Below are 22281 nucleotides of genomic sequence, written 5' to 3'. Positions count from 1 at the left end.
GATTGCATCATACTGAATCGCCGCTAAGTGAGGTAGCGGCGTATGCTCCCCCCAATTTCAGGAACCGTGACGCCCAAGGCGGATGTAACGCGTGCCCGATTCACGATTTGAGCGGCAGCTGGAAAAATATGGTCCCGAATCCCCGCACGAGCCTTGTTCGCTCGCGGCGGCGACCGATTATTGCCAACATCTGACCAAAAGCCACTACGAGAATTTCACCGTCGCTAGCTGGCTTCTGCCGCGTGAGTTACGCCCTCATTTCGCCCACGTTTACGCCTATTGCCGCTGGTCGGACGATCTGGCCGACGAAGTAGGGGAAGACCAGCGGAGCTTGGACCTGCTCGCCTGGTGGCGAGGGGAATTGGAGGCCTGCTACCAGGGAAAAGCGTGGCATCCGGTCTTCGTCGCTTTGTCCGAAACGATCCGCGAGTATCAGATCCCGATCGATCCTTTCGCCAATCTGCTGATCGCCTTCGAGCAAGACCAGCGGGTCAAATGCTATGGGTCGCACCAGCAGTTGCTCAGTTACTGCGAAAACTCGGCCAATCCGGTCGGGCATCTGGTCCTCTACCTCGGCCGTTCGTTTCGTCCTGAGACGCGCGAGCTTTCTGATTCAATTTGTACCGGGCTGCAACTGGCTAACTTCTGGCAAGACGTCGCCCGCGACTATGCAATCGGGCGGATCTACCTGCCGGAAGAGGATCGCCGGAAATTCGGCGTGACGGAAGAAATGATCGCGGCGAAGTCAGCGTCAGCCGAATTCCGCCAACTCCTTCAATTCGAAGTCGAGCGAGCCGAGAACTACCTGCGCAGCGGTCGTCCCTTGATCAACATGATCGCGCCGCAGTTGCGACTCGACGTCGAACTCTTTTTGGCCGGCGGCCTGGCGATCTGTCAGGCGATCCGCCAGCAAAAGTTCGACGTCCTGCAAAGCCGCCCCACGGTTGGCAAATGGAAGAAGTTGCAACTCTTGCTCGGCTGCTGGACGCGGCGAACCTTTTCTCGCAATGCAAAGATGTCGGTCTCCGCCGGCCAGGAGGCGACGGTATGAGCTGCTCACTTGCCGAAAGCTACGACTTCTGCCGAAAAACGGCGAAGCGGTCCGGCTCGAACTTCGTGATGTCGTTCATGCTCCTCCCGCGCGACAAGAGTCAGGCGATGTACGCGCTCTACGCGTACATGCGTCAAACCGACGACTTGGGAGATCAGCCCGGCGATTTGTCGGCGAAGAAGACGTCGCTCGAGAAGTGGCGGCAAGATCTGCATGCGGCGGTTGCCGGCGAGTCGCCGGACGACCCCCGATTGCCGGCGCTGGTCGATACGATCCGCCGCTATGAGATCCCGGTCGAGTACCTGACCGCGGTGATCGACGGAGTCGAACGCGATCTGACGCCGACGCCGTTCCCGACCTTCGCCGAAGCGCAGCACTACTGTTACCAGGTCGCCGCAGCGGTCGGCTTGGCCTGTCTGCATATCTGGGGATTTGAAGGGGAAACGGCGATTCCCCCGGCGCTCGCTTGCGGCTACGCGTTTCAATGGACAAACATCCTGCGCGATCTGCACGAAGACGCCGAAGCGGGTCGGCTTTACTTGCCGCAAGACGAAATGTCGCGCTACGGCGTTTCGATCGGAGATTTTGCGGCAGGGAGAGTCGCTGAAGGTTATGCAGAACTGATGCAGTTCCAAATCCAAAGGGCAGGGGAGTTCTACCGAGAAGCGGAACCGCTGCAGTCGCTGCTGCATGCCGACGGACGTAAAATATTTCCGGCGATGTTTAGCACCTATCGAGGCCTGCTCACCAGAATCGAGCGAGACCCCACCGCGGTTTTGAAGCAACGGATTTCGGTGGGGTATTGGAAAAAGATGCGGATCGTCACCTCCTTGATGTTAGCCCAACTGTTTGATTTCTCTTCTTCGACGACGGTCGCTCGCTAATGAAGTCTGGCAAAAAGAAGGACGCGACGCCCCGACCTTCGGTGGCGATCGTCGGCGGCGGACTCGCCGGACTCGCGGCGGCCGAAGCCCTCTCGCGCAGCGGCATGCTGGTGACGCTGTTCGAATCGCGGCGTTATCTCGGCGGTCGCGCCGGATCGTTTCGGGATGAAAACACCGGACAGCTTTTCGATCACTGCCAACATGTGGCGATGGGCTGCTGCACGAACTTCCTCGATTTTTGCGAACAGACCGGCGTCGCCAAACTCTTCCGCTGCGACCGCAAGCTTCGTTTCATCGACGCCAAAGGAAAGGTCTATCCGTTCGCTCCGATCGAATCGCTTCCCGCGCCGCTGCACCTGGCGCCGGCGTTCTGGCGACAAAGTTACCTGACGATGAGCGAAAGGATCGGCATCGGAACAGCTCTTCGCCGCATGGCGAAACTGACCGACCAGCAAGCCGAGCACCTGCTTGTCGGCCCATGGCTCCGCGAGCAAAAACAATCGAGCGGCGTGATCTCGCGTTTTTGGGAAATCATCCTGGTCAGCGCACTGGGCGATTCGATTGAGAAAACGTCGCTCGCCGCCGCGCGCAAGGTGATGATCGACGGTTTTCTGGCGCATCATCATTCCGCTGACGTACACGTTCCGTCAGCGCCGCTCGGCGAGATCTACGAAGAAGGAATCGCTCGCTGTCTGTTTGATCGCGGCGTCCGGATCGAAATGGAATCGCCGGTCGACGAAGTCTTTCGCAAGTCGGTCGGCGGCGGCTTCAGCGTTTCGGTAAAAGACGAAGAGACGCTGCAGTTTGACAACGTCGTGTTGGCGATTCCGGGGCGTCGCGTGAAAGCGGTTCTCGCGCCGCGACTCTTTGAAAAAGTTCCTGATCTGGCGCGCGTCGATCAGTTTAATCACGCGCCGATCACCGGCGTTCACCTTTGGTATCCAGAACCGATTACCGACTTGCCGCACGCGGTGTTGCTCGATCGCACGAGCCAATGGATTTTCGCCCATGGGGAGACGAAGTCGCCGCATGATGGCCAGACGCCCGCCTATTACTACCAGGTAGTGATCAGCGCCTCGCACAATTTGCCGAGCGGCGATCATGCCGCGATCATTGCGACCGTCACGAAAGAACTGGCCGAGCTGTGGCCCGCTGCGGCGACTCCCTTGTTCGCGCGCGTCATCACGCAGCGTGCGGCGGTCTTCTCGGCCGCGCCGGGCTTGGAAGATATTCGCCCACCGCAAGCGACGCCGATCACGGGGCTGTTCCTCGCCGGCGATTGGACGAAGACCGGCTGGCCCGCGACGATGGAAGGAGCGATCCGCAGCGGTCGCCTCGCGGCCGAAGCTCTATGCCGTCGCTATGGACGCAATGAGCAATTGGTGACGCCAGAGCTTTCGCACTCCTGGCTCTGTCGCAAGCTCTTTTACTGAGCCACTAGGCAAAGAAGTCGTCGTCATCCGCGCTCGGACGATCGCCGCTTGCTTCAGACTCTTGCCGCGCTTGCCGCTTCGCTTTCAGCAATCGCGAGACGTAGTCCTCGTCGCCGGCTTGTCCGCCGGAGAGTGAATTGTCGCCGCCGGCAAGCCGCACCGCATCGGCTTGTTCAGTCGTAGCCGCGCCAGACGTCTCCTTAGTTTCAACCGGTTGCGGCGCCTCGAATCGGGCGGAAGCCTGGTAACCTTCGGCCGTCCGCCGCTTGGTCGCCCGCAATCGCTCGAGCCGATCGTCGTCTTCCTTGTCGTCCCCCTTCAACTTCAAGCCGATCCAACGCCGCAGCGCGATCAGCCATTCCCAGCCGATCGTGATCCGCCGAAATGCGACGTCGCCGACGAACGCGGTCGCCGCCAACACCAACACCCACGGCCAGGCTTGCCGCAAGCTGATCGCCGCCGGCAATCCGCGACGGAATGTATCGACCATCGATTGGGCGTTCTGCGCTGTCGTCGCATCGTCAATCACCTTGCCCGCTTCACCACCTTTCGGGACGTTGCCGGCGAGTTGCTCCAGAAGGTGCAGATTCGTGGGGCGACGAAGGTACTCGGCCGAGTAGCTGATGTTCACGCCGGTCCGCAGGATCGGTCGTCCCGGCCCGGTGGCGAGCGACAGGAAGTAACTACCCGATTCGCGCGCCGGGAAAGTTCCTTCATAGCGACCCGGCGCCGTTTGGGTCAGCGAGAAGTTTTCCGATTCCATCTCAGGCGTCACCGCAGCGCCGACCACATTCAAGAAGTTCACACCCTCTTTCGCAGGATCGAGCGCCGAGACGATCACGCGCACCTTCCCATCCGCCTCTTCGGTCGCTACGGCGAAGTCGCTCTGATCGCCGGTCGGTCGCATCGCGTACCGCACCATTTGCAGGAAGAACTTGTCGTAGCCGTCCCATTCGGTCCAGCGATTGGTCCAGCGCGCCCCGGCGTCGCTGGTAAAGACGACCGTTCGCCCCAGACCATATTGCCAGCTCGCCAACAGAGTCGCGTTCTCGGGATGTTCTTTCGGGACCGGGGCAATCAAACCGACTTCGACCAGCGGGCTATCCTTCACCGTCGTCATGACGAAGCCGTCGAAAGTTGGCAGACCGTCAACGCCTTGCAAGATCTCATGCGACGAATAAAGCCCTGGAGACATCCCCGGAACTTCTTTCACCAGCGGCTGCGCAACGCGACGAGCTTCCCGCATGAAAATCCGCGGAATCGCTTTCGGGTTGTTCACGGCGTAAAACTTGCCGCCGCCGTTGCGAGCGATCGTCGACATCAACTTGTGATCGGCGTCGCCGCCGACCGCGACCGTGCTGACGGTCATCCCCATCTTGCGCATGTCGGAGGCGATCTGCGTCACGTTCCCCGGCTCGGTTTGTCCGTCCGATAGGACGATCATGTGCTTCACGCCTGCTTCTACATTCTGCAGATCGCGGAAACCAAGCGCCACGCCCGGCGTCATATTCGTACCGCCCGACGCGCTCAACTTGCGTACCTGGGCGGCGAAGATGCCGGGGTTGTCGACCTGGCGAATCGGGACGATCCGTTGAGCCTGCGAATCAAAGCCGATGACGCCGGCGAAGTCCGTCCCGCCCATCGCGCGAATTGCTGCGAGTGCGGCGCCTTGCGTCATCTGCATCTTCTCGCCTTGCATGGAGCCGGACTTGTCGAGCACCAGCATCAACGCGCCGACCGGGACCACCTTCGCGTCTCGAATCGTGAAGCGAACCGGCGACGCTTCTTCCAGCTTCGTATTCGCCCAACCGCCAGCGCCAAAGCTGCTGGGACCGCCCAGGATCAACAGTCCGCAGCCAAGCTGTTGCGTATTGCGAACCAACAATTCGACCTGGCGATCGCTAAAGCTGGTGATCTCTTCGCCGGTCGCTCCGCTCGCACGCGGCACGTCCGCCAGGATGACGGCGTCATACGGTTGCAGTTCGGCCAACGACGTGAAGAGCTGATTGCTCGGCTGAACGTCGACCTCCAGTTCATGCTTCTTCAAACGTTCGACCAGGTGATCAAACTGGCCGGTTCGCTCCCAATCTTCAATCAGCAGAATGCGTCCTTTGCCGTGCGCGTTGACGAACGACGTCGCTTCGTTGTTTTGCGTCAGCAGATCGTCTTGCTTGTCTTGGGGCGTAAAGCGGACCTGGTACGAATAGAAGTTCGCTTCGTCCAGCATGTTCTCAAACGAGAAGACCTTCTTACCTGGCGGCAGTTCGACCTCTTGCTCCGCCATCACGACTTCGCTGGCGCCGGCTTTGCGAATCAGCGACAGCTTGCCGCGGGCGACGCGAGCTTCGCCCCCTTCGGGCGTTTCGTTGGTCAGCACCACGCTGGCCTGAAACGCTTGCCCGACCCGAGCGGTCTCCGGCGTCGTCAGCTTCTCGACGATCACTTCGGCGGAGGAGGGGGGAGCGAATACCGGCGCCACGTCGATGCCAACTCCGCTGGCGGCCAGACTGCGAGCGATAGGCAAGGCGTCGCCGATCGTTTCGTTCCCATCGGAAACGACGACAATGCGACCGGACGAGTCCGATTGAAGCGACGCTTGGGCAAGTTGCAATGCGCCGGCCAGGTTGGTTTCGTCCGTTTCGACCGTCGTCAACGACGACAGACGTTTTAGGGGCGGCAACGGAGCGTCGGTAGGGGGAAACTCAATCGCCGGCTGGTCGCCAAAGACGATCACGCCGACCCGGTCTCCCTGTTCTTCGCGACGATGGGCTTCCACCTCGCGGACGACATATTCGACCATCGCCTGACGCTGACCGCTCGGAATACTTTGCGATTGGTCAAGCAGATAGATGACCGTCATCCGATCGTGACGCTGCAAGGTTTGCGTTTCCGCCAGTGCGGCGATCAGGAGCAACAGAATGAAGGCCCGCACCAAGATTGCCGCGGCGCCGCGCGAGCGCGTCATCACCGAGAGCGACTTTCGTCCCAACTGGATGACCACCGGGATCAGCAACAGCAGCAGAAAGTACCACGGACTATCGAAACGGATCTCGCTGAACATGCCGAGAGCAGCTCTCCGCTAGAGAAAAAATGAGACGAGACTTGATTCTAGCATGATGCAAACTGACAAACTTAGCTAGCCAAACGCTAAGGGGTCGAAGACAAAATCCCCTGTGCGGTACAATACGAGAGACCGACGCTTCCTCATCTCTTCGAAGAATTCAGGGCAGACATGGACACTTTTGACGCGATCTACCAGCGACGCTCGATCAAGCACTACGATCCGACGCACGAAATGACCGAAGAGGAAGTCGCCAAACTGATGGACGCGGCGCTGCAGTCTCCCACCTCGTTCAACATGCAGAACTGGCGGTTCGTCGTCGTCCGCAACAAAGAAGTCCGAAAACGCCTGCGGGCCGCCGCATACGGTCAGGCCCAAGTCGAAGAAGCCTCGCTCGTCATCGTCCTTTGCGCTCATCTTGGCGCTCACGGCCTGGAACCGCATCGCTACTGGCGCGAATCTCCCCCGGAAGTCGGCAAAAAGCTGGCCGACATGCTCTTCAACCTTTACGAGGGAAATGAGCAATTGCAGCGTGACGAGGCGATGCGGAGCGTCGGCATCGCCGGGCAGACGATCATGCTGGCCGCCAAAGCGATGGGTTACGACAGTTGCCCGATGGTCGGCTACGACCCGAAGAAGGTGGCCGAGGTAATCCGTCTTCCGGAAGACCACGTACTGGGATACCTAATCACGGTCGGCAAAGCGGTGAAACCAGCCTGGCCCAAGCCGGGGCAACTGGAACCAGAGGAAGTGGTCATCCACGACCAGTTCCAGTAGCGGATATCGACCGCCAAAGGGTGGTCAGGCGCCACGTGATATCACTCGAATTCGCTCTGGCGACTCCCAGACTGGGTGCGGAATTCAAGAATTTGATACAAAAGCGATCTACTGGCGAATTCGTCCAGAACGTAAGTCAATGTTATGTTGCGACTTGCGCCGAATGCTAGCCAGTTTGGCAAACGCGGCAAAGAGTCGGAATTACTTTGACAATTCGGGCGAAGACGGTTATCTTCTTCTCTTACGTCCCTTGAGGCCGAAACTTTGGTTGCAAGTCGCACTTTAGTTGAAGCCTGAAGCGACCCCGCCAAAATGAACCGGACCCCATCCGGCCCTGCCCAGCAAACCCCACGACTGAAGAAGGCTTTTCGGTCGTCAATCCAACCACCAGGGATGATCGGACGTCTTTTTCCCTTGCGTCCTAAAAAAAAGACATTTCGACATTCCTAATCGCAAAATCGCCGAATTGCGGCTTTTTTCGCGAAACCATGTTTCACACCTGCGCCATATCACTCCGTACTCACGTGCCCACCACATCAGGAGAGAATCCGATGACATGCAAGGGAAATCTGCTAAGCCGACGAAACGCGCTAACGATTGGCGCCATCGGCGGTCTTGGGCTGACGCTCAGCGACTTTTTCCGCCTCCGCGAGGCCCGCGCTGAACTGAAACAATACGACAACATCGCCGCCAAAGCGAAGAGCGTCATTCACATCTACCTGCCGGGCGGTATGGCTCACCAAGAGTCATTCGACCCGAAGCCTTATTCGCCGATTGAGTACCGCGGCGAAATGGGAACCGTGAAGACCAACACCGGCGAATTCTTCAGCGAAACGCTGCAGAAGACCTCGCAGGTCGCTGACAAAATCGCCGTCATCCGCTCGATGACCCACGGCGAAGCGGCCCACGAACGCGGCACGCACAACATGTTCACCGGCTACAAGCCGAGCCCGGCGCTGAATTATCCCTGCTTCGGCTCGGTCATCAGCCACGAATACGGCCCCCAGAACAACCTGCCGCCGTACGTCTGCATTCCGAACCAACCGAACGAATTCGCGGGCACCGGCTACCTGAGCTCGTCGTTCGCTCCGTTCAGCCTCGGCAGCGATCCGGCCTCGAACGGCTTCAAGGTCCGCGACCTGAGCCTGCCGGGCAACGTCGACGAAGGTCGTTTCTCGCGTCGCCGTTCGGCCCTGGAAGCGGTCAACGACTACTTCAAGCACAAGAACGAATCGGACGCGGTCGCCGCGATGGATACGTTCTATGATCGCGCCTACAGCCTGATCAGCGCTCCGGAAGCTCGCGAAGCGTTCAACATTGACGCCGAAGACGCCAAGGTTCGCGACGAATATGGTCGCAACACCGCCGGTCAGCGCATGTTGATGGCTCGTCGTTTGGTCGCCGCCGGCGTCCGCATGGTCACGTTGACCTACGGTGGTTGGGACATGCACACCAACATCAGCGGCAGCATGCGTCGCACGATGCCTGAATTCGATCAGGCCTACTCGACCTTGATCCGCGACCTCGATCGCAACGGTTTGTTGGACGAAACCCTGGTTATGGTCTCGTCGGAATTCGGTCGTACGCCGAAAGTCAACAAAGACGCCGGCCGCGATCACTGGCCGAAGGTCTTCAGCGTGGCTCTGGCGGGCGGCGGTATCCGCGGCGGTCAGATCTACGGTTCGTCGAATGCGACCGCCAGCGAACCGGAAACCGATGCGGTTTCGCCGCAAGACCTGGCGACCACGATGTACCACCTGATGGGCATCGTCGCCGACAAAGAACTGATGGCCCCGGGCGATCGTCCGATCGAAATCGTTGACGGCGGCAAGGTCGTCAAGGGTCTGTTGGCCTAATAACCCCGCCCGGCGGCCTAACCGTTATGGTCCGCCGGCTTGGTTTGTAGAAAAAACATGTCGGCGCGGCGGTTTCCTGCGGAACCCCGCGCCGCGTGATTATGCTGAATATCGCATTCCGGCGTGTGCTCTCGCTCCTCAGGCACGTCGAAATCCGGAGGCTTCGCCTCCCCAATCCCGCCTTTACCATCGCGAACATCCTCCTTCAGAAGGTTGAAGATGAATCGCCATCGACTTTTAGCGATCGCTATTTGCTTCCTCTCTGCGTCCGTTCTCTCCGCTGCCGAACCCCAATTCAGCTCGATCTCGCCGGTCGGCATGCAGCGCGGAACCGAAATTGAAGTCACCCTGTCGGGCGATCGTCTGCAAGATTTCGCAGGCATGATCTTCTACACGCCTGGGCTGTCGTTGAAAGAGATCAAGCCGCTCGAAGACAAAGACAAACCGAAGAAGGCGGTCGCCGTTCTGGTGGCCGACTCGAATTGCCGTTTGGGCATGCACGCGATTCGCCTCCGCACCGACTCAGGCATCTCGAACATGCAAACCTTCTATGTTGGCGCCTTGCCGGAGATCGAAGAGAAAGAGCCGAACAGCGACTTCACCGCTCCGCAGCCGATCGAAATGAACGTCGTCGTCAACGGCATCGTCCAAAGCGAAGACGAAGACTTCTTTGTGGTGGAAGCGAAGAAGGGTCAACGGATCGTCGCCGAACTGGAAGGTCTGCGGATCGGCCGCACTAACTACGATCCCTATCTGGCGATCCTGAACGAACAACGATTTGAACTGGTCCGTAGCGACGATTCGCCGCTCCTTTACCAAGACTCCGTCTGCTCGCTGATCGCGCCGGAAGATGGTCGCTACATCCTCCAGATTCGCGAAAGCAGCTATGGCGGCAACGGCGCCGCCAACTATCGCCTGCATGTCGGCGAGTTTCCGCGACCGCTGGGAGTCTATCCCGGCGGCGGTCGCCCCGGCGAAGAAGTCGAAGTCACCATGGTCGGCGACGCCGGCGGCGAAACCAAGACCCGCGTGAAACTGCCCGATACGCCTGGCATTTTTCAGTTCTTCGCTCAAGACGATAAAGGGATCGCTCCTTCGCCGAATCGAATGCGCGTGATCGATATCCCCAACGCGCTCGAAGCGGAACCGAACGAAGATCAAAAGACCGCGAGCCAGATGGAAGCCCCTGGCGCCGCCAACGGCGTGATCGGCGACAAGGGAGACGTCGACTACTTCAAGTTCACCGCGAAGAAGGGTGAGCAGTACGACGTTCGCGTCTATGCTCGCGAACCGCTTCGTTCGCCGCTTGATCCAGTCGTCAACGTCTATCGCTCCAACGGCGGCGGCGTCGGCGGAAACGACGACTCGGGCGGTCTCGACAGCTACTATCGCCTGGCCGTTCCGGAAGATGGCGAATACTTCGTTCGCGTCGCCGATCACCTGCAAAAGGGCGGTCCTGATTTCATCTACCGCATCGAAATCACCCGCGTCGCTCCGGCGCTGACGATGGGTGTTCCGGAAGTTCGTCAGTACATCTCCCACTTCGCGGAAGTTCCGCAAGGAAACAATTTCGCGTTGTTGGTCAGCGCCAAACGCGAAAACTGGGGAGGGGATTTGAAAGCCGAACTGAGCGATCTTCCCCCCGGCGTCGAATACGAAATCCTCGACATGAAGGGGAACCAGACGACCGTGCCGGTTCTCTTCAAAGCGGCGGCTGACGCTCCTTTGGCCAGCGCGCTGGTAAACGTCACTGGTCGCCCGGTTGATGAGAATGTGAAAGTCACCGGCGGCATCGACCAGCGCACCATGCTGATTCGGGGTCGCAACAATTCGGACGTCTGGGGTCACAACGCCGATCGCATGACGCTCGCGGTGACCGAAAAGATCCCGTATAAGCTTGAAATCATTCAGCCCAAAGTGCCGATCGTCCGCGACGGCTCGATGGCCCTGAAGGTCAAAGCGACTCGCGACGAAGGCTTTGACGGCGAGATCTCGCTCCGCATGCTTTACAACCCGCCGGGCATCGGCTCTTCCGGCTCGATCAAGATCGAGAAAGGGAAGGACGAAGCCGAGATTCCGCTAACCGCCAACGGCGGCGCCGAAATCGGCGATTGGAAGATCTGCGTCATCGGACGTGCCGCTTACAAGTCGGGCGCCGTCGAAGCGGCGACGCCGTTCGCGAACCTGTCGATCGCCGATCGCTTCTTCGATTTCAGCTTTGCGAAGACGGCGATGGAGCAAGGTAGCGAACTCCAGTACGTCATTGAAGTCACCAAGAAGACCGACTTTGAAGGCCCGGCCAAGGTCGAACTGCTCGGTCTGCCTAACGGCGCCACCGCCGAACCGGTCGAAATCACCAAGGATTCGCCCCAAGCGGTCTTCACCGTCAAAGCGACCCCCGAAACGAAAGATGGTCGTCACAAGTCGATCATGGCCCGCGCGATCGTGATGCAAAACGAGGAGCCGATCACGCACACCTTGGGCGCCGGCGAAATCCGCGTCGACAAGCCGCAACCGAAGGCTGTCGCTCCGGAGCCCAAGAAAGAAGAACCGAAAAAAGAAGAGCCGAAAAAGGAAGCTCCTCCCAAACCGCTGAGTCGATTGGAACAGTTGCGTGCGGCGAAAGAAGCTGCCGCCGCTGGCAAGTAATTTCCTTTTTCCACCCTCACGAATTACCCGCCTTCCTCCCCCGGAAGCGACCAGAATAGCTAGGAGAATTGCTGTGAAACGAATGACAGCCTCAGGGATGATCGCCCTCGCGATGTCCGTCGGCATGGCCTCGCTGGCCGTCGCCGAATCGGAAATCGTTAAGATCGACGTCTATCCTGAATCGGCCGAATTGTTGACGTCGCGCGATCAGCAAAATTTCGTCGTCCGAGCGACGCGTGCTGACGACGTTACGATCGATGTGACCAGCGAAGCCAAATGGACCGTGGGCGACGAAAAGATCGCCAAGCTCCAGGGGCACACGCTTCTCCCGGCTGGCGACGGCGAAACCAAGCTGTCGGTCGAATACTCCGGCTTCAAGGCCGAAGTTCCGGTCAAAGTCGCCGAAGCCGGCGCCGAACGCCCGGTCAGCTTTAAGCTCGACGTGATGCCGGTATTTATGCGAGCCGGTTGTAACACCGGCAGCTGCCATGGCGCCGCTCGCGGTAAAGACGGGTTCCGTCTCTCGCTGTTTGGGTTCGATCCCAACGGCGACTACGATCGCGTCACTCGCGAACTCGCTTCCCGCCGCATTAACCTGGCGGTTCCGCAAGCGAGCCTCTTGATGGAAAAATCGATCGGCGCCGTTCCGCACACCGGCGGTAAGCTGTTCGATCAAGACTCGGAATACTACGCGACCATGATTCGTTGGCTCGAATCGGGCGCTCCGCGCGACCCGAGCGAACCGCCGGTCTGCAAGAAGATCGAGATCTATCCTCCCAAGGCGGTCTTGGAAGGGGAGGGCGCCAAGCAGCAGTTCATCGTCAAAGCGTTCTACGCCGACGGCACGACCCGCGACGTTACCGACCTGGCGGTCTTCCTGACCAGCAACGACAACTCGGTCCCGATGGGCAAAGACGGTATGGCGACCGCCGCCAATCGCGGTGAAGCGTTCGTAATGGCCCGCTTCGACACCCACACCGTCGGTAGCCAGGTGATCGTGCTTCCGAAGAACCTGCAGTACGAAAAGCCGGCCGTCGCCGGCAACTACATCGACGAACTGGTCGGCGCCAAGCTGCACAAGCTGCGGATTCTTCCGAGCGGCCTTTGCTCGGACGAAGAATATCTCCGTCGCGTCTCGGTCGACATCACCGGTCAATTGCCGACCGCCGAGGAATACACCGAGTTCATGGCCGACCAATCGCCCGACAAGCGAGCCAAGCTGGTCGAACGCCTGCTGGAACGAAAAGAGTTCGCCGAAATCTGGGCGATGAAATGGGCCCAGCTGCTGATGATTAAGAGCGATAACAATCGCGTCAGCTACAAGTCGGCGTTCCTCTACAACTCGTGGTTGCAGGAAAAGATCGCCAACGAAGTTCCGCTCGACGAAATGGTACGCGAACTCCTCAGCGCCACCGGCGGTACCTTCAGCAACCCGCCGACCAACTTCTACGAAGTGGAACGGGACACGCTGAAGACGGCCGAAAACGTCGCCCAGGTCTTCATGGGGATTCGCACCCAGTGCGCCCAGTGCCACAACCATCCGTTCGATCGCTGGACGATGGACGACTACTACAGCTTCGCCGCCTTCTTTGCCCAAGTTGGTCGCAAGAACGCCGAAGACGAACGAGAACGCATCATCTTCGACCGCCGCGGTGGCGACGTTCGCCACTTGGTCGACAACCGCGTGATGGAACCGAAGTTCCTCGGCGGCGAAGCCCCTGACATGCAGGGTCGCGATCGCCGCGAAGTCTTCGCCGAATGGCTCACCGCTCCGGAGAACCCGTTCTTCGCCGCGAATACCGCCAACCGCATCTGGGATCACTTCTTCGGGGTCGGCATCATCGATCCGGTCGACGACATCCGCGTCAGCAATCCCGCCAGCAACCCGGAACTGCTGAAGGCGCTTGCCGACAAGCTGATCGAGTACAAGTACGACTTCAAGAAGTTGGTCAAAGACATCTGCGCGTCGAACGCCTATCAGCGTGCGACCTTGCCGAACGACTCGAACAAGACCGACACCAAGAACTTCGCCTACGCCCAGGTTCGCCGCATCCCGGCCGAACAGTTGCTTGACTGCATCAGCCAGGCGACCGAAACGAAGGACAAGTTCCGCGGTCTGCCGCTCGGCGCCCGTGCGGTCCAAATTGCGGACGGCGGCACGTCGACTTACTTCCTGACCACCTTCGGCCGTGCGGAACGTGCGACCGTCTGTGCCTGCGAAGCGAAGACCTCTCCCACCTTGTCGCAAGCGTTGCACATGCTCAACGGCGATGCGACCCAAGGGAAGATCTCGCAGGGCAAGTTGGTTCAGACTTGGCTCAAGGACGAAATGCTGACGCCCGATCAGGTCGTCGAAAGAATTTACGTCCGCTGCCTGAGCCGCAAGCCGACTGACGAAGAAAAGACTCGCCTTATGGCGGTGATTGATCAAGATGAGAATAAGCAGCAAGCCCTGGAAGACGTCTTCTGGGCGGTGCTGAACTCCCGTGAGTTCCTGTTCAATCACTAAGACGCAAGTACGCTGGAAGCGGCGACGTCTGGTCGCCGCTTTTCGATTTCCTGCCTCGCTTCCTTCCGACGCCAATCCGCTATGAAAAAAATCTCGACCATCGCGATGTTGCTGTTGGGCGCCGCTCCGCTGGCCGCTCAAGAGAAGCCGGCTACCGCCAAGATCACCTATGACGACCACGTCCGGGCGATCTTCCGTGAGCATTGCTTCAGCTGCCATAACCAGGGTGAAGCGAAAGGGGGTCTCGCCCTCGATTCGTTCGGCAAGACGATGGAAGGGGGCTCCAGCGGCGAAGTCGTCGTGGCGCAAGATATCGAAAGCTCTCGTCTGTGGGACTTGGTCGCGCACATCGATACCCCGGTGATGCCGCCGAACCAGGACAAGATGCCGCAGGCGAAACTCGATCTGATCAAGTCGTGGATCGAGATGGGCGCCTTGGAAAACAGCGGTTCGGTCGCCAAGAAGTCGAACAAGCCGAGCCTGAACATGGCCGGTCCAACAACCACCGGCAAACCGGAAGGTCCGGCCGCGATGCCCGAAAAAGTCTGGCGTCAGCCGGTCGTCTATACCGAACGCGCCGCCGCCGTTTCGTCGATCGCGACTAGCCCGTGGGCGCCGTTGGCCGCAATCGCCGGACAAAAGCAAATCTCGCTTTACAACACCGACACCGGAGAATTGCTCGGCGTCCTCGCCTATCCGGAAGGGATTCCATACATCCTTCGCTTCAGCCGCAACGGCGAATTGCTGTTGGCTGGCGGCGGTCGCGGCGGTCACTCCGGCACGGTCGTTCTGTACGAAGTTCGCACCGGCAAGCGTCTGATGTCGCTCGGCGATGAGCTCGACGCCGTCTTGGCCGCCGACATCAATCCGAGCCTGACGCGCGTCGCTCTCGGCGGTCCGCAAAAGATCGTCCGCATCTACTCGACCGCCGACGGTTCGCTGCTGCACGAAATCAAGAAGCACACCGACTGGGTCACCGCGCTCGAATACAGTCCAGACGGCGTTCTGCTCGCTTCGGGCGACCGCTCGAACGGGCTCTTCGTCTGGGAAGCGGACGCCGCTCAGGAATACTTGAACCTGCAAGGGCACAAAGAAGCGATCACCGCCGTCAGCTGGCGGAGCGACTCCAACTTGTTGGCCTCGGCTAGTGCAGACAGAAGCGTCAAGCTCTGGGAAATGAACGAAGGGAAGACGATCAAGTCGTTCGACGCTCATGGCGGCGGAACCGAATCGGTTCGCTTCGGCCAAGATGGTCGCCTCGCCACGGCGGGACGTGATAAAGTCGCCAAGGTCTTTAGCGGCGATGGCAATGAACAGAAGAAGACGCCCGGCTTCAGCGACATCGCTCTGGAAGCGGTCCTGACCTACGATGGCAAGCGTCTGATCGCCGGCGACTGGACCGGTAACGTTCGGATGTGGGACCTGGAGAAGATGGAAGAAGTGGCTCAGCTGCCGCCGAATCCGCCCACCTACGACTTGCAGATCACCGCTTCGCAAGCGGCTCAAGCCGCCGCCAAGGCGAAAGCGGATGAAGCGGTCGCTCAACTGGCGGCTGCCGACAAAGCGGTCACCGACAAGAAGGCGCAGCAGACTGCGAACACAGAAACGATCGCTCGCCTGCAAAAGGAAATCGCCGACTTCGCCGCGAACACGCAGAAAGCGGACGGCGAAAAGAACGCCCAGATCGCCGCGATCAAGCAAAATAGCGACAAGCAAAAGTCGCTCGACGGCGCCATCAACAAGATGGATCAAGAGCTGGCCCAAGCGACCCAGCAACTGCAAACCGCGCAAGGCAATCAGAAGAACGCCTCGGATCAGCTGACCAAGCGTCAGGGTGAACTCAATGGCGCCAAGAATCAGCTGACCGCCGCGACGCAAGCCGCCGAAGCCGCCAAGCAAAAGGACGCTGCGGCCAAAGCCGAAGCGACCAAAGCGACCGACGCCGCCAACCAGGCCGCCGCCGCGCTCAAAGCGACCGAAGAGCAACTCGCTTCAGCTGCTGAAGGGGATAAAGAAGCCCTGACGCAGAAGGTCGCCGAGAATCGCAAGGCTGCCGACGCCGCCAAGGCTGCGGCCGATCAAGCCGCCCAGAAGGTGACCGCCGCCGAAGCGGAAGTCGCCAAGCAAGCGAAAGAGGCGGAAGCGAAAGCGGCCGCCGTCAAACAACTGGAACAACTGGTTGCGGCCGACGACGCCGAAGTGAAGAAGCAAGCCGCCGAGGTCCAGCGTCTCGACGGAGAACGAAACCAGAAAGCGGACGCCGTCGCCAAGTCGAAGGCCGAACGAGAAACCGTGAAGCAGGCGATCACCGCCGCTCAGGCCAAGCAGAAGGAACTGGAAGCCGCGATCGCCAACTACGCCAAAGAGACGCAGCAGCGTCAAGCGGCGATGAAGCAGGCCGAGGAAGCTAAAGGCAAGTTGGTCACCGAACTGGCCGAGCTCGAAAAGCAGAAGGGCGAAAAGGCCTCTGCCTCGGAAGCTGCGAAGCAAACGCTAGGCGCCGCCGAAGCTTCGCTCACCAAGCTGAAAGAAGAGGCGGCCGCTTACGCCGCGTTGCCTCAACAAGTTTCGGCCGACGCGGCCCCGTCCGAAACGCAAGTTTCCGACAATGTAAACTAAGTCCGCGTGAACTAAGGCTGACAATCAGCTGCCAGATACTTGCGAAGGAGAAAGTGCCCAGGCGGAACTTTCTCCTTCGTCGTTTCTTGCTAGTAGTTAACGACGCTTTCCGCGTTGTCGTCAGGACGAAGTTTCTGCAGGGTCGCTTCCGCTTCGACCGCCATCATCCGCACGTCGCTGCCGATGGCGATGAACTGCATTCCTTGTTCGGCCCGCACCAGCGCCTGATCGGCCGTCATCACATGCATGCCGGTCGGCGTTCCGACTTCCTTACCGGTCGCGATGACCTGCTGAATCAGCGCCTCGTGACCTTCCTTCGTCGGATTGGGATTCTCGACCGTCTTCATCTGGGCCCACAGATCATTCGGCCCGATAAAGATGGCGTCGCAACCAGGGAGCGAGTAGATCTCTTTCGCATTAGCGACGCCGCGCGGACTTTCGGTCTGTAAGACCACCAGAATCTCGTCGTTCGCCCCCGCATAATACGCGTCAGGCGATGCGTCGAAATTCATCGAGTGCATCCCGCCGCCAACGCTCCGGTCTCCTAGCGGCGGATATTTGGCGGCCGCGATCGCCGCTTTCGCCTGTTCGACGGTGTCGATCATCGGCACGACGATGCCCCATGCGCCGGCATCCAGCACTCGCTTGATCAAATCATGGTCGCCGCGCGGTACGCGGGCCAGGGGAACTCCGCCGGCGTCGGCGACGGCGCCAAAGATGATCGCCGCCTGGTACCAGTCGATCGGCGAGTGCTCCATATCGAGCGTGAGCCAATCCCATTGCATGCGGGCCAGGGTTCGCGTCGCGTAAACGTCTCCCAGCGAGAGCCAGGTGCCAAAGGTGGGCTCGCCGTTTTTCAGCTTCCGTTTAACCGGATTCGTACGCATGATCGTTCCATTCGTTACGATGGGAGAGGGGGATACGAAAGTGTTTCACATTCGCCGGCGCGTCGCAAGCGCCGGTCGATTTTTCGGTCCAGAGTTGCCGGAAGGTATAATTGCAGAATCCGCCCGATCATCCTCACCCGGAGAGGAATTCGCACATGCTACGCCCCGCATTCGCTCTGCTGACGCCGCTGTTAGTTTGCTGGCTGACTTGCTCGGTCGTCGCCGAAGATCCTGCCGCCGCCGCTCGTCGCCACATGGTGGAAGAAGCGGTGATCGCCAACGGCGTAAGTGATCAGCGCGTGATCCAGGCAATGATGGACACGCCGCGACATGAGTTCGTCGCGTACAAGTATCGCTCGCAAGCCTATTACGACATGGCGCTGCCGATCGGCGGTCAACAGACGATCTCGTCGCCGTTTATCGTCGCGTACATGACCGAGTCGCTTGAACCGCAACCGGAAGACAAGGTGCTGGAAATCGGCACCGGCAGCGGGTTTCAAGCGGCTGTGCTTAGCCCGCTGGTGAAGGACGTCTATTCGATTGAGATCGTGCCGGAATTGGGGCGCAGCGCCTCCCGCACGCTCCGGCGCCTTGGCTATAACAACGTCCATACGAAGATCGGCGACGGCTACCAGGGTTGGGCCGAGCACGCGCCGTTCGACAAGATCATCGTCACCTGTTCCCCGGAAAAGCCGCCGCAACCGCTGATCGATCAGTTGCGGGAAGGGGGCCGAATGGTGATTCCGGTCGGCGAACGCTACCAGCAGGTTCTCTACCTGTTTACGAAGAAGGACGGCAAGCTCGTTTCCGAGGCGCTTCGTCCCACGCTCTTCGTCCCGATGACCGGTAAAGCGGAAGACAACCGCGAAGTCAAACCAGACCCGCTTCATCCGCACGCCGCCAACGGTGATTTTGAGGCGGATCTGCAAGAGCATGGCCAGATGGCAGGCTGGTACTACCAACGCCTGTTTGAGCTGGTCGAAGCCGATGATGCGCCGCAAGGGAAACGGTACGTCCGCTTCCAGAACAGCGATCTTGGCCGGACGTCGATGGCGCTGCAAGGCTTTGGCGTCGACGGCGAAAAGGTCCACAAACTGCGTATCACCGCGTGGGTCAAAACCAAGGACATCGGGCTGGGCCCCGATCGCCGGGAAGCGCCGATGATCGCCGTCACGTTCTACGATGCGGCTCGCCGCGACGTTGGCCGGGGAGTGGTCGGTCCGTTCCTCGCGGACAGCGACTGGAAACAGATCGATGAGACCGTTCGGGTCCCCCCGGCAGCTAGGGAAGCGCTGCTACGAATCGGCTTGTTTGGCTCAACCGGCGAGGCTTGCTTCGATGACGTTAAAATGACCCCCCTTACGGATTAATTCTCCATAATCTTCCGTAAACATGGCGTCAACGGGGCATTATGAAGAATCTGCCCCAAACTCTAATAGCCTCACAAGGCGTCAAATTTTACCTATTCTGCTTGAACTATAGTTAGAGCATGTTATGTTCGAGTGAAAGCTGCTGGCGCCGCCAGCACAATTTCATGTCGGTCGGACAACGATTCAGACGCTTAGGAGATACAGCAAGATGGCGAGGCTAGGACACAAGGCGGCTGCGATGGCCGCCGTTATGGCGATCGGATGCATGTCGACCACGGCTCAGGCCGGTTGGCATGGTTGGTGGGGCGGATCGAGCGGCGGAAGCTCGGGCAGCTGGGGTTCCAGCGGCGGCAGCTCCGGCAGTTGGGGATCGAGCGGCGGTTACTATTCCAGCGGCGGAAGCTCGGGTAGCTCGGGCGGTTCCAGCGGCTATTACTCGAGCGGCGGAAGCTCGGGCAGCAGCGGCGGCTTGATCAGCCGTCTGATCCAGCATCACCGCGCTCACAAGTACTATCGCAGCTACTACTCGAGCGGCGGTAGCTCGGGCGGTTCGAGCGGTTACTACTCGAGCGGCGGAAGCTCGGGCGGTTCGAGCGGCGGTAGCTCGGGTACCTACGGCGGCAGCTACTACTACGAAGCTCCGTCCTCCGGGACTCCGGCCACTCCGGCTCCGGCTGAATCGACCATGCCGACCCCGATGACCAGCGCCCAGAGCGACGCGATCATCAACGTCAACGTTCCGGCCGAAACCAAGGTCTTCGTCAACGGCAAAGCCACGACGAGTGAAGGCCTGAATCGTCGCTTCGTTTCGCGTAACCTGATGCCGGGCTTCAAGTACGTCTATCAGTTGCGTGCCGAATCGGTCGTCGACGGCAAGAAAGTGATCGAAACCAAGGAAGTTCAACTGGGCGGCGGCGACTCGGCCAACGTCTCGTTCGAGTTCAATGGTTCGGGTGAAGAGCAGATCGCCAGCGATCCGGTCGACACCAAGCTGACCCTGCACGTTCCCGCCAACGCCAAAGTGACGCTGGCCGGTAACGACACCGCCTCGACCGGTGAACTTCGCACCTACAACACCGCTTCCCTGAAGCAGGGGGACGTGTGGAACAACTACACGATCCTGGTGACCGTCAACAAGGACGGCCGTGATATCACCAAAGAAAAGGTGATCAACCTGGCCGCCGGCGAAGATCGCAACATCACGTTCGATTTCGATTCGACCGAACTGGCCTCGGCCAAGTAAGCGAATCGCTTCGCAGACAATCTGAATAAACCATAGGACCCTCGTAATCGGACTTTCCGCTGCGAGGGTCTCTTTTTGCGCCCAGCGGGAATATCAGCCGAATCTGGTCGATAAAAATGCGTGTCAAACCTTCCGTTCGCAACACGCATTTAACGCCGAACCGTTCGTCATGGCGAAGCTCCGCAGAAGTCCTCAGCCGCCGGCCGCCCCGACACCGAGCATCTCGGTCTCTGCGGCGACGCCCGAGCCCCGGCCGCAGCCGCGGATCGTCTGGAGCGGCGCCGTTCGTGGCTGGGTCAGCGTATTCATCCTGCTCCATGTGACCGCATTGTTCGTCGGACCGTGGGCTTCGCCCCCTCCGTCCAGCTATCTGTCGCAACAGGTCGAGAAGCTGTACGAACCTTATCTGCGGACCGTATTTCTCAAGGATCACGGCTACCGATTCTTCGCGCCGAACCCTGGAGCCAGCCATCTGGTTCGCTACGAGTTGCTCGACGCCGATGGCAAGAAGCTCGGGGAAGGGCGGTTTCCCAATCTCGAAGTTCATTGGCCGCGACTTCTCTATCATCGCCACTTCATGATCAGCGAGTCGCTGAACAACGTCACCAGCATTCCCGCCGAAGCCCCTCCGGCCGACGCGCCGGCCGACGTGCGAGCCAGCTATGAAAAGGCGGTTCGCCTTCGCGACTCTTATTTTGAATCGATCGCTCGTTACCTGGCGTATCACTACGACGCTCCCCAGGTGAAGTTGATCCTGATCGAACATGGCATTCCGCATCCGCTCGACGTCGCCGAAGGCATGCCCCTTTCCGATCCCTCGCTTTATCGCGAACGCGAAGTGGGCATTTATCAGCGAGACGACATGGTGAAGAAGGAGGCTCTTCCGACAGCCCCCAAAACTCCGGCCGTCCCCGCTACGATCGCCGCTCCGCCGAAAGAGGCTGAAGAAATATGATTCGCGAGTATCTCCACGAACTGTATCGCGGCGTCGTCGACGGCTGGAACCGCTTCTGGTTCACGCCGACCGATCCGGCGACCCTGGGCGTGATTCGCGTCCTCGGCGGCGCGATGATCTTCTACACGCATCTGGTCTGGTCGATCGACCTGTACGGCTTTATGGGCGCCGAAGGTCGTTTCTCGCAAGATCTGACCAGTCGCATGCAAGGACAAAGTCCGTTCGCGTGGAGCTATTTGCCGCTAATCGACGATTCGCCGGCGCTCCTCTGGACCGCACATATCATCGCACTGGTCATCCTGGCGATGTTTATGGTCGGCTCTTATACGCGGATCACCGGCGTTCTGACCTTTATCATCACGATCAGCTACGTCCATCGAGTGCCAGGCGCGTTGTTCGGTCTCGATCAGGTCAACGCGATGCTCGCCACTTACATGATGCTTGGCGCCGCAGGCGAAGCGTACAGCGTCGACTATTGGCTGAAGCGAAAGCGGAACGTCCGGATGGATGGACCGCGCGAAAGCACCGTCGCCAATATCTCGATTCGCCTAATTCAGATCCATATGTGCATCATCTACATGTTCGCCGGGCTGAGCAAACTCGGCGGCGAAACGTGGTGGGACGGTTCGGCGATGTGGGGCGCGGTGGCGAACTCCGAATACCAATCGCTCGACATGACTTGGCTGGCCGCCTACCCGATCTTGATCAATCTGCTGACGCAGATCAGCTTGGCCTGGGAAGTTTCTTACGTGGCGCTAGTCTGGCCGCGGCTGACCCGTCCGCTGGTCATCTTCATGGCGATCCCGCTTCACCTCGGCATCGCGATCTGCATGGGGATGATCACGTTCGGTCTCGCGATGCTGATCGCGAATATGGCGTTCATTTCGCCGTGGATTATTCGCCGCGTCGAAATGGCGATCATGGAACGCTTGCATCGGTCGACGGCCGAACCTGCCGTCGCCTGATCTGCTGGCGCCGACAGCACGC

Annotated in this window: 14 protein-coding genes; 12 read left to right on the top strand and 2 right to left on the bottom strand. The window is 59.7% G+C overall.

Going from position 1 to position 22281, the window contains the following annotated elements; all coding sequences use genetic code 11:
- Positions 1 to 91: 91 nt before the first annotated feature.
- From hpnC to hpnE, 3 genes are read left to right on the top strand one after another with little or no spacing between them, the layout of a single operon-like run.
- On the top strand, positions 92 to 1051 hold the full coding sequence (gene hpnC, locus LOC68_RS24880) for a squalene synthase HpnC (RefSeq protein ID WP_230223995.1): 960 nt from the start codon (positions 92 to 94) through the stop codon (positions 1049 to 1051).
- The gene (locus LOC68_RS24875) at positions 1048 to 1935 is read left to right on the top strand and encodes a phytoene/squalene synthase family protein (protein ID WP_230223993.1); all 888 of its coding nucleotides are present in this window, start codon (positions 1048 to 1050) and stop codon (positions 1933 to 1935) included. The genes hpnC and LOC68_RS24875 overlap by 4 nt, the downstream gene beginning before the upstream one ends.
- Positions 1935 to 3368 carry a hydroxysqualene dehydroxylase HpnE gene (hpnE, locus tag LOC68_RS24870; protein ID WP_230223991.1) on the top strand — a complete coding sequence of 478 codons (1434 nt, stop codon included), beginning with the start codon at positions 1935 to 1937 and terminating at the stop codon, positions 3366 to 3368. The genes LOC68_RS24875 and hpnE overlap by 1 nt, the downstream gene beginning before the upstream one ends.
- Positions 3369 to 3372: 4 nt before the next feature.
- Here hpnE and LOC68_RS24865 read toward each other — a convergent pair whose 3' ends face one another.
- A complete protein-coding gene (locus LOC68_RS24865) occupies positions 3373 to 6429 on the bottom strand; it encodes a VWA domain-containing protein (RefSeq protein WP_230223982.1) in 3057 nt (1018 codons plus the stop codon).
- A 171-nt stretch (positions 6430 to 6600) separates the two neighbouring features.
- Here LOC68_RS24865 and LOC68_RS24860 point away from each other — a divergent pair, with 171 nt between their 5' ends.
- The 5 genes from LOC68_RS24860 to LOC68_RS24840 all read left to right on the top strand — a co-directional run bounded on the left by LOC68_RS24860 (position 6601) and on the right by LOC68_RS24840 (position 16839).
- Complete coding sequence (locus tag LOC68_RS24860; RefSeq protein WP_230223980.1) at positions 6601 to 7206, top strand: nitroreductase family protein; 606 nt, start codon at positions 6601 to 6603, stop codon at positions 7204 to 7206.
- 551 nt (positions 7207 to 7757) lie between these two features.
- The gene (locus LOC68_RS24855) at positions 7758 to 9062 is read left to right on the top strand and encodes a DUF1501 domain-containing protein (protein WP_230223978.1); all 1305 of its coding nucleotides are present in this window, start codon (positions 7758 to 7760) and stop codon (positions 9060 to 9062) included.
- 219 nt (positions 9063 to 9281) lie between these two features.
- Positions 9282 to 11711, top strand: coding sequence for a pre-peptidase C-terminal domain-containing protein (locus LOC68_RS24850; RefSeq protein ID WP_230223971.1), 2430 nt, complete (start codon positions 9282 to 9284; stop codon positions 11709 to 11711).
- Between the two features lie 82 nt (positions 11712 to 11793).
- Positions 11794 to 14220, top strand: a complete 2427-nt coding sequence (locus tag LOC68_RS24845; protein WP_390623432.1) for a DUF1549 and DUF1553 domain-containing protein — start codon at positions 11794 to 11796, stop codon at positions 14218 to 14220.
- Between the two features lie 81 nt (positions 14221 to 14301).
- Complete coding sequence (locus tag LOC68_RS24840) at positions 14302 to 16839, top strand: c-type cytochrome domain-containing protein (protein ID WP_230223969.1); 2538 nt, start codon at positions 14302 to 14304, stop codon at positions 16837 to 16839.
- Positions 16840 to 16928: 89 nt separating this feature from the next.
- On the opposite strand, the gene LOC68_RS24835 is transcribed toward LOC68_RS24840, so the two are convergent.
- A complete protein-coding gene (locus tag LOC68_RS24835) occupies positions 16929 to 17726 on the bottom strand; it encodes an HpcH/HpaI aldolase family protein (RefSeq protein ID WP_230223967.1) in 798 nt (265 codons plus the stop codon).
- A 155-nt stretch (positions 17727 to 17881) separates the two neighbouring features.
- Between LOC68_RS24835 and LOC68_RS24830 the strand changes: the two genes are divergently transcribed.
- The 4 genes from LOC68_RS24830 to LOC68_RS24815 all read left to right on the top strand — a co-directional run bounded on the left by LOC68_RS24830 (position 17882) and on the right by LOC68_RS24815 (position 22259).
- Positions 17882 to 19096 (top strand): protein-L-isoaspartate(D-aspartate) O-methyltransferase, encoded by a 1215-nt coding sequence (locus tag LOC68_RS24830; protein ID WP_230223959.1) that lies wholly within the window; start codon positions 17882 to 17884, stop codon positions 19094 to 19096.
- A 208-nt stretch (positions 19097 to 19304) separates the two neighbouring features.
- A complete protein-coding gene (locus LOC68_RS24825) occupies positions 19305 to 20339 on the top strand; it encodes a TIGR03000 domain-containing protein (protein WP_230223957.1) in 1035 nt (344 codons plus the stop codon).
- Positions 20340 to 20508: 169 nt separating this feature from the next.
- Entirely contained in the window at positions 20509 to 21294 is a 786-nt protein-coding gene (locus LOC68_RS24820; RefSeq protein WP_230223955.1) for a hypothetical protein, read from the top strand.
- The gene (locus LOC68_RS24815; protein WP_230223954.1) at positions 21291 to 22259 is read left to right on the top strand and encodes an HTTM domain-containing protein; all 969 of its coding nucleotides are present in this window, start codon (positions 21291 to 21293) and stop codon (positions 22257 to 22259) included. The genes LOC68_RS24820 and LOC68_RS24815 overlap by 4 nt, the downstream gene beginning before the upstream one ends.
- The last annotated feature ends 22 nt before the right edge of the window (positions 22260 to 22281 follow it).

The sequence above is a fragment of the Blastopirellula sediminis genome, from assembly GCF_020966755.1.
GTDB classification, from domain to species: Bacteria; Planctomycetota; Planctomycetia; order Pirellulales; family Pirellulaceae; genus Blastopirellula; species Blastopirellula sediminis.
Note: the sequence above shows the minus strand (reverse complement) of the source record. Positions and strands in the feature narration are given on the sequence as shown.

Excerpts from the sequence above, each read along its gene's own strand:
- LOC68_RS24835 (WP_230223967.1), bottom strand. The coding sequence starts at position 17,726 with ATGCGTACGAATCCGGTTAAACGGAAGCTGAAAAACGGCGAGCCCACC.
- LOC68_RS24815 (WP_230223954.1), top strand. The coding sequence starts at position 21,291 with ATGATTCGCGAGTATCTCCACGAACTGTATCGCGGCGTCGTCGACGGC.
- LOC68_RS24855 (WP_230223978.1), top strand. The coding sequence starts at position 7,758 with ATGACATGCAAGGGAAATCTGCTAAGCCGACGAAACGCGCTAACGATT.
- LOC68_RS24825 (WP_230223957.1), top strand. The coding sequence starts at position 19,305 with ATGGCGAGGCTAGGACACAAGGCGGCTGCGATGGCCGCCGTTATGGCG.
- hpnE (WP_230223991.1), top strand. The coding sequence starts at position 1,935 with ATGAAGTCTGGCAAAAAGAAGGACGCGACGCCCCGACCTTCGGTGGCG.
- LOC68_RS24850 (WP_230223971.1), top strand. The coding sequence starts at position 9,282 with ATGAATCGCCATCGACTTTTAGCGATCGCTATTTGCTTCCTCTCTGCG.
- LOC68_RS24820 (WP_230223955.1), top strand. The coding sequence starts at position 20,509 with ATGGCGAAGCTCCGCAGAAGTCCTCAGCCGCCGGCCGCCCCGACACCG.
- LOC68_RS24860 (WP_230223980.1), top strand. The coding sequence starts at position 6,601 with ATGGACACTTTTGACGCGATCTACCAGCGACGCTCGATCAAGCACTAC.
- LOC68_RS24830 (WP_230223959.1), top strand. The coding sequence starts at position 17,882 with ATGCTACGCCCCGCATTCGCTCTGCTGACGCCGCTGTTAGTTTGCTGG.
- LOC68_RS24840 (WP_230223969.1), top strand. The coding sequence starts at position 14,302 with ATGAAAAAAATCTCGACCATCGCGATGTTGCTGTTGGGCGCCGCTCCG.
- LOC68_RS24845 (WP_390623432.1), top strand. The coding sequence starts at position 11,794 with ATGACAGCCTCAGGGATGATCGCCCTCGCGATGTCCGTCGGCATGGCC.
- LOC68_RS24865 (WP_230223982.1), bottom strand. The coding sequence starts at position 6,429 with ATGTTCAGCGAGATCCGTTTCGATAGTCCGTGGTACTTTCTGCTGCTG.
- LOC68_RS24875 (WP_230223993.1), top strand. The coding sequence starts at position 1,048 with ATGAGCTGCTCACTTGCCGAAAGCTACGACTTCTGCCGAAAAACGGCG.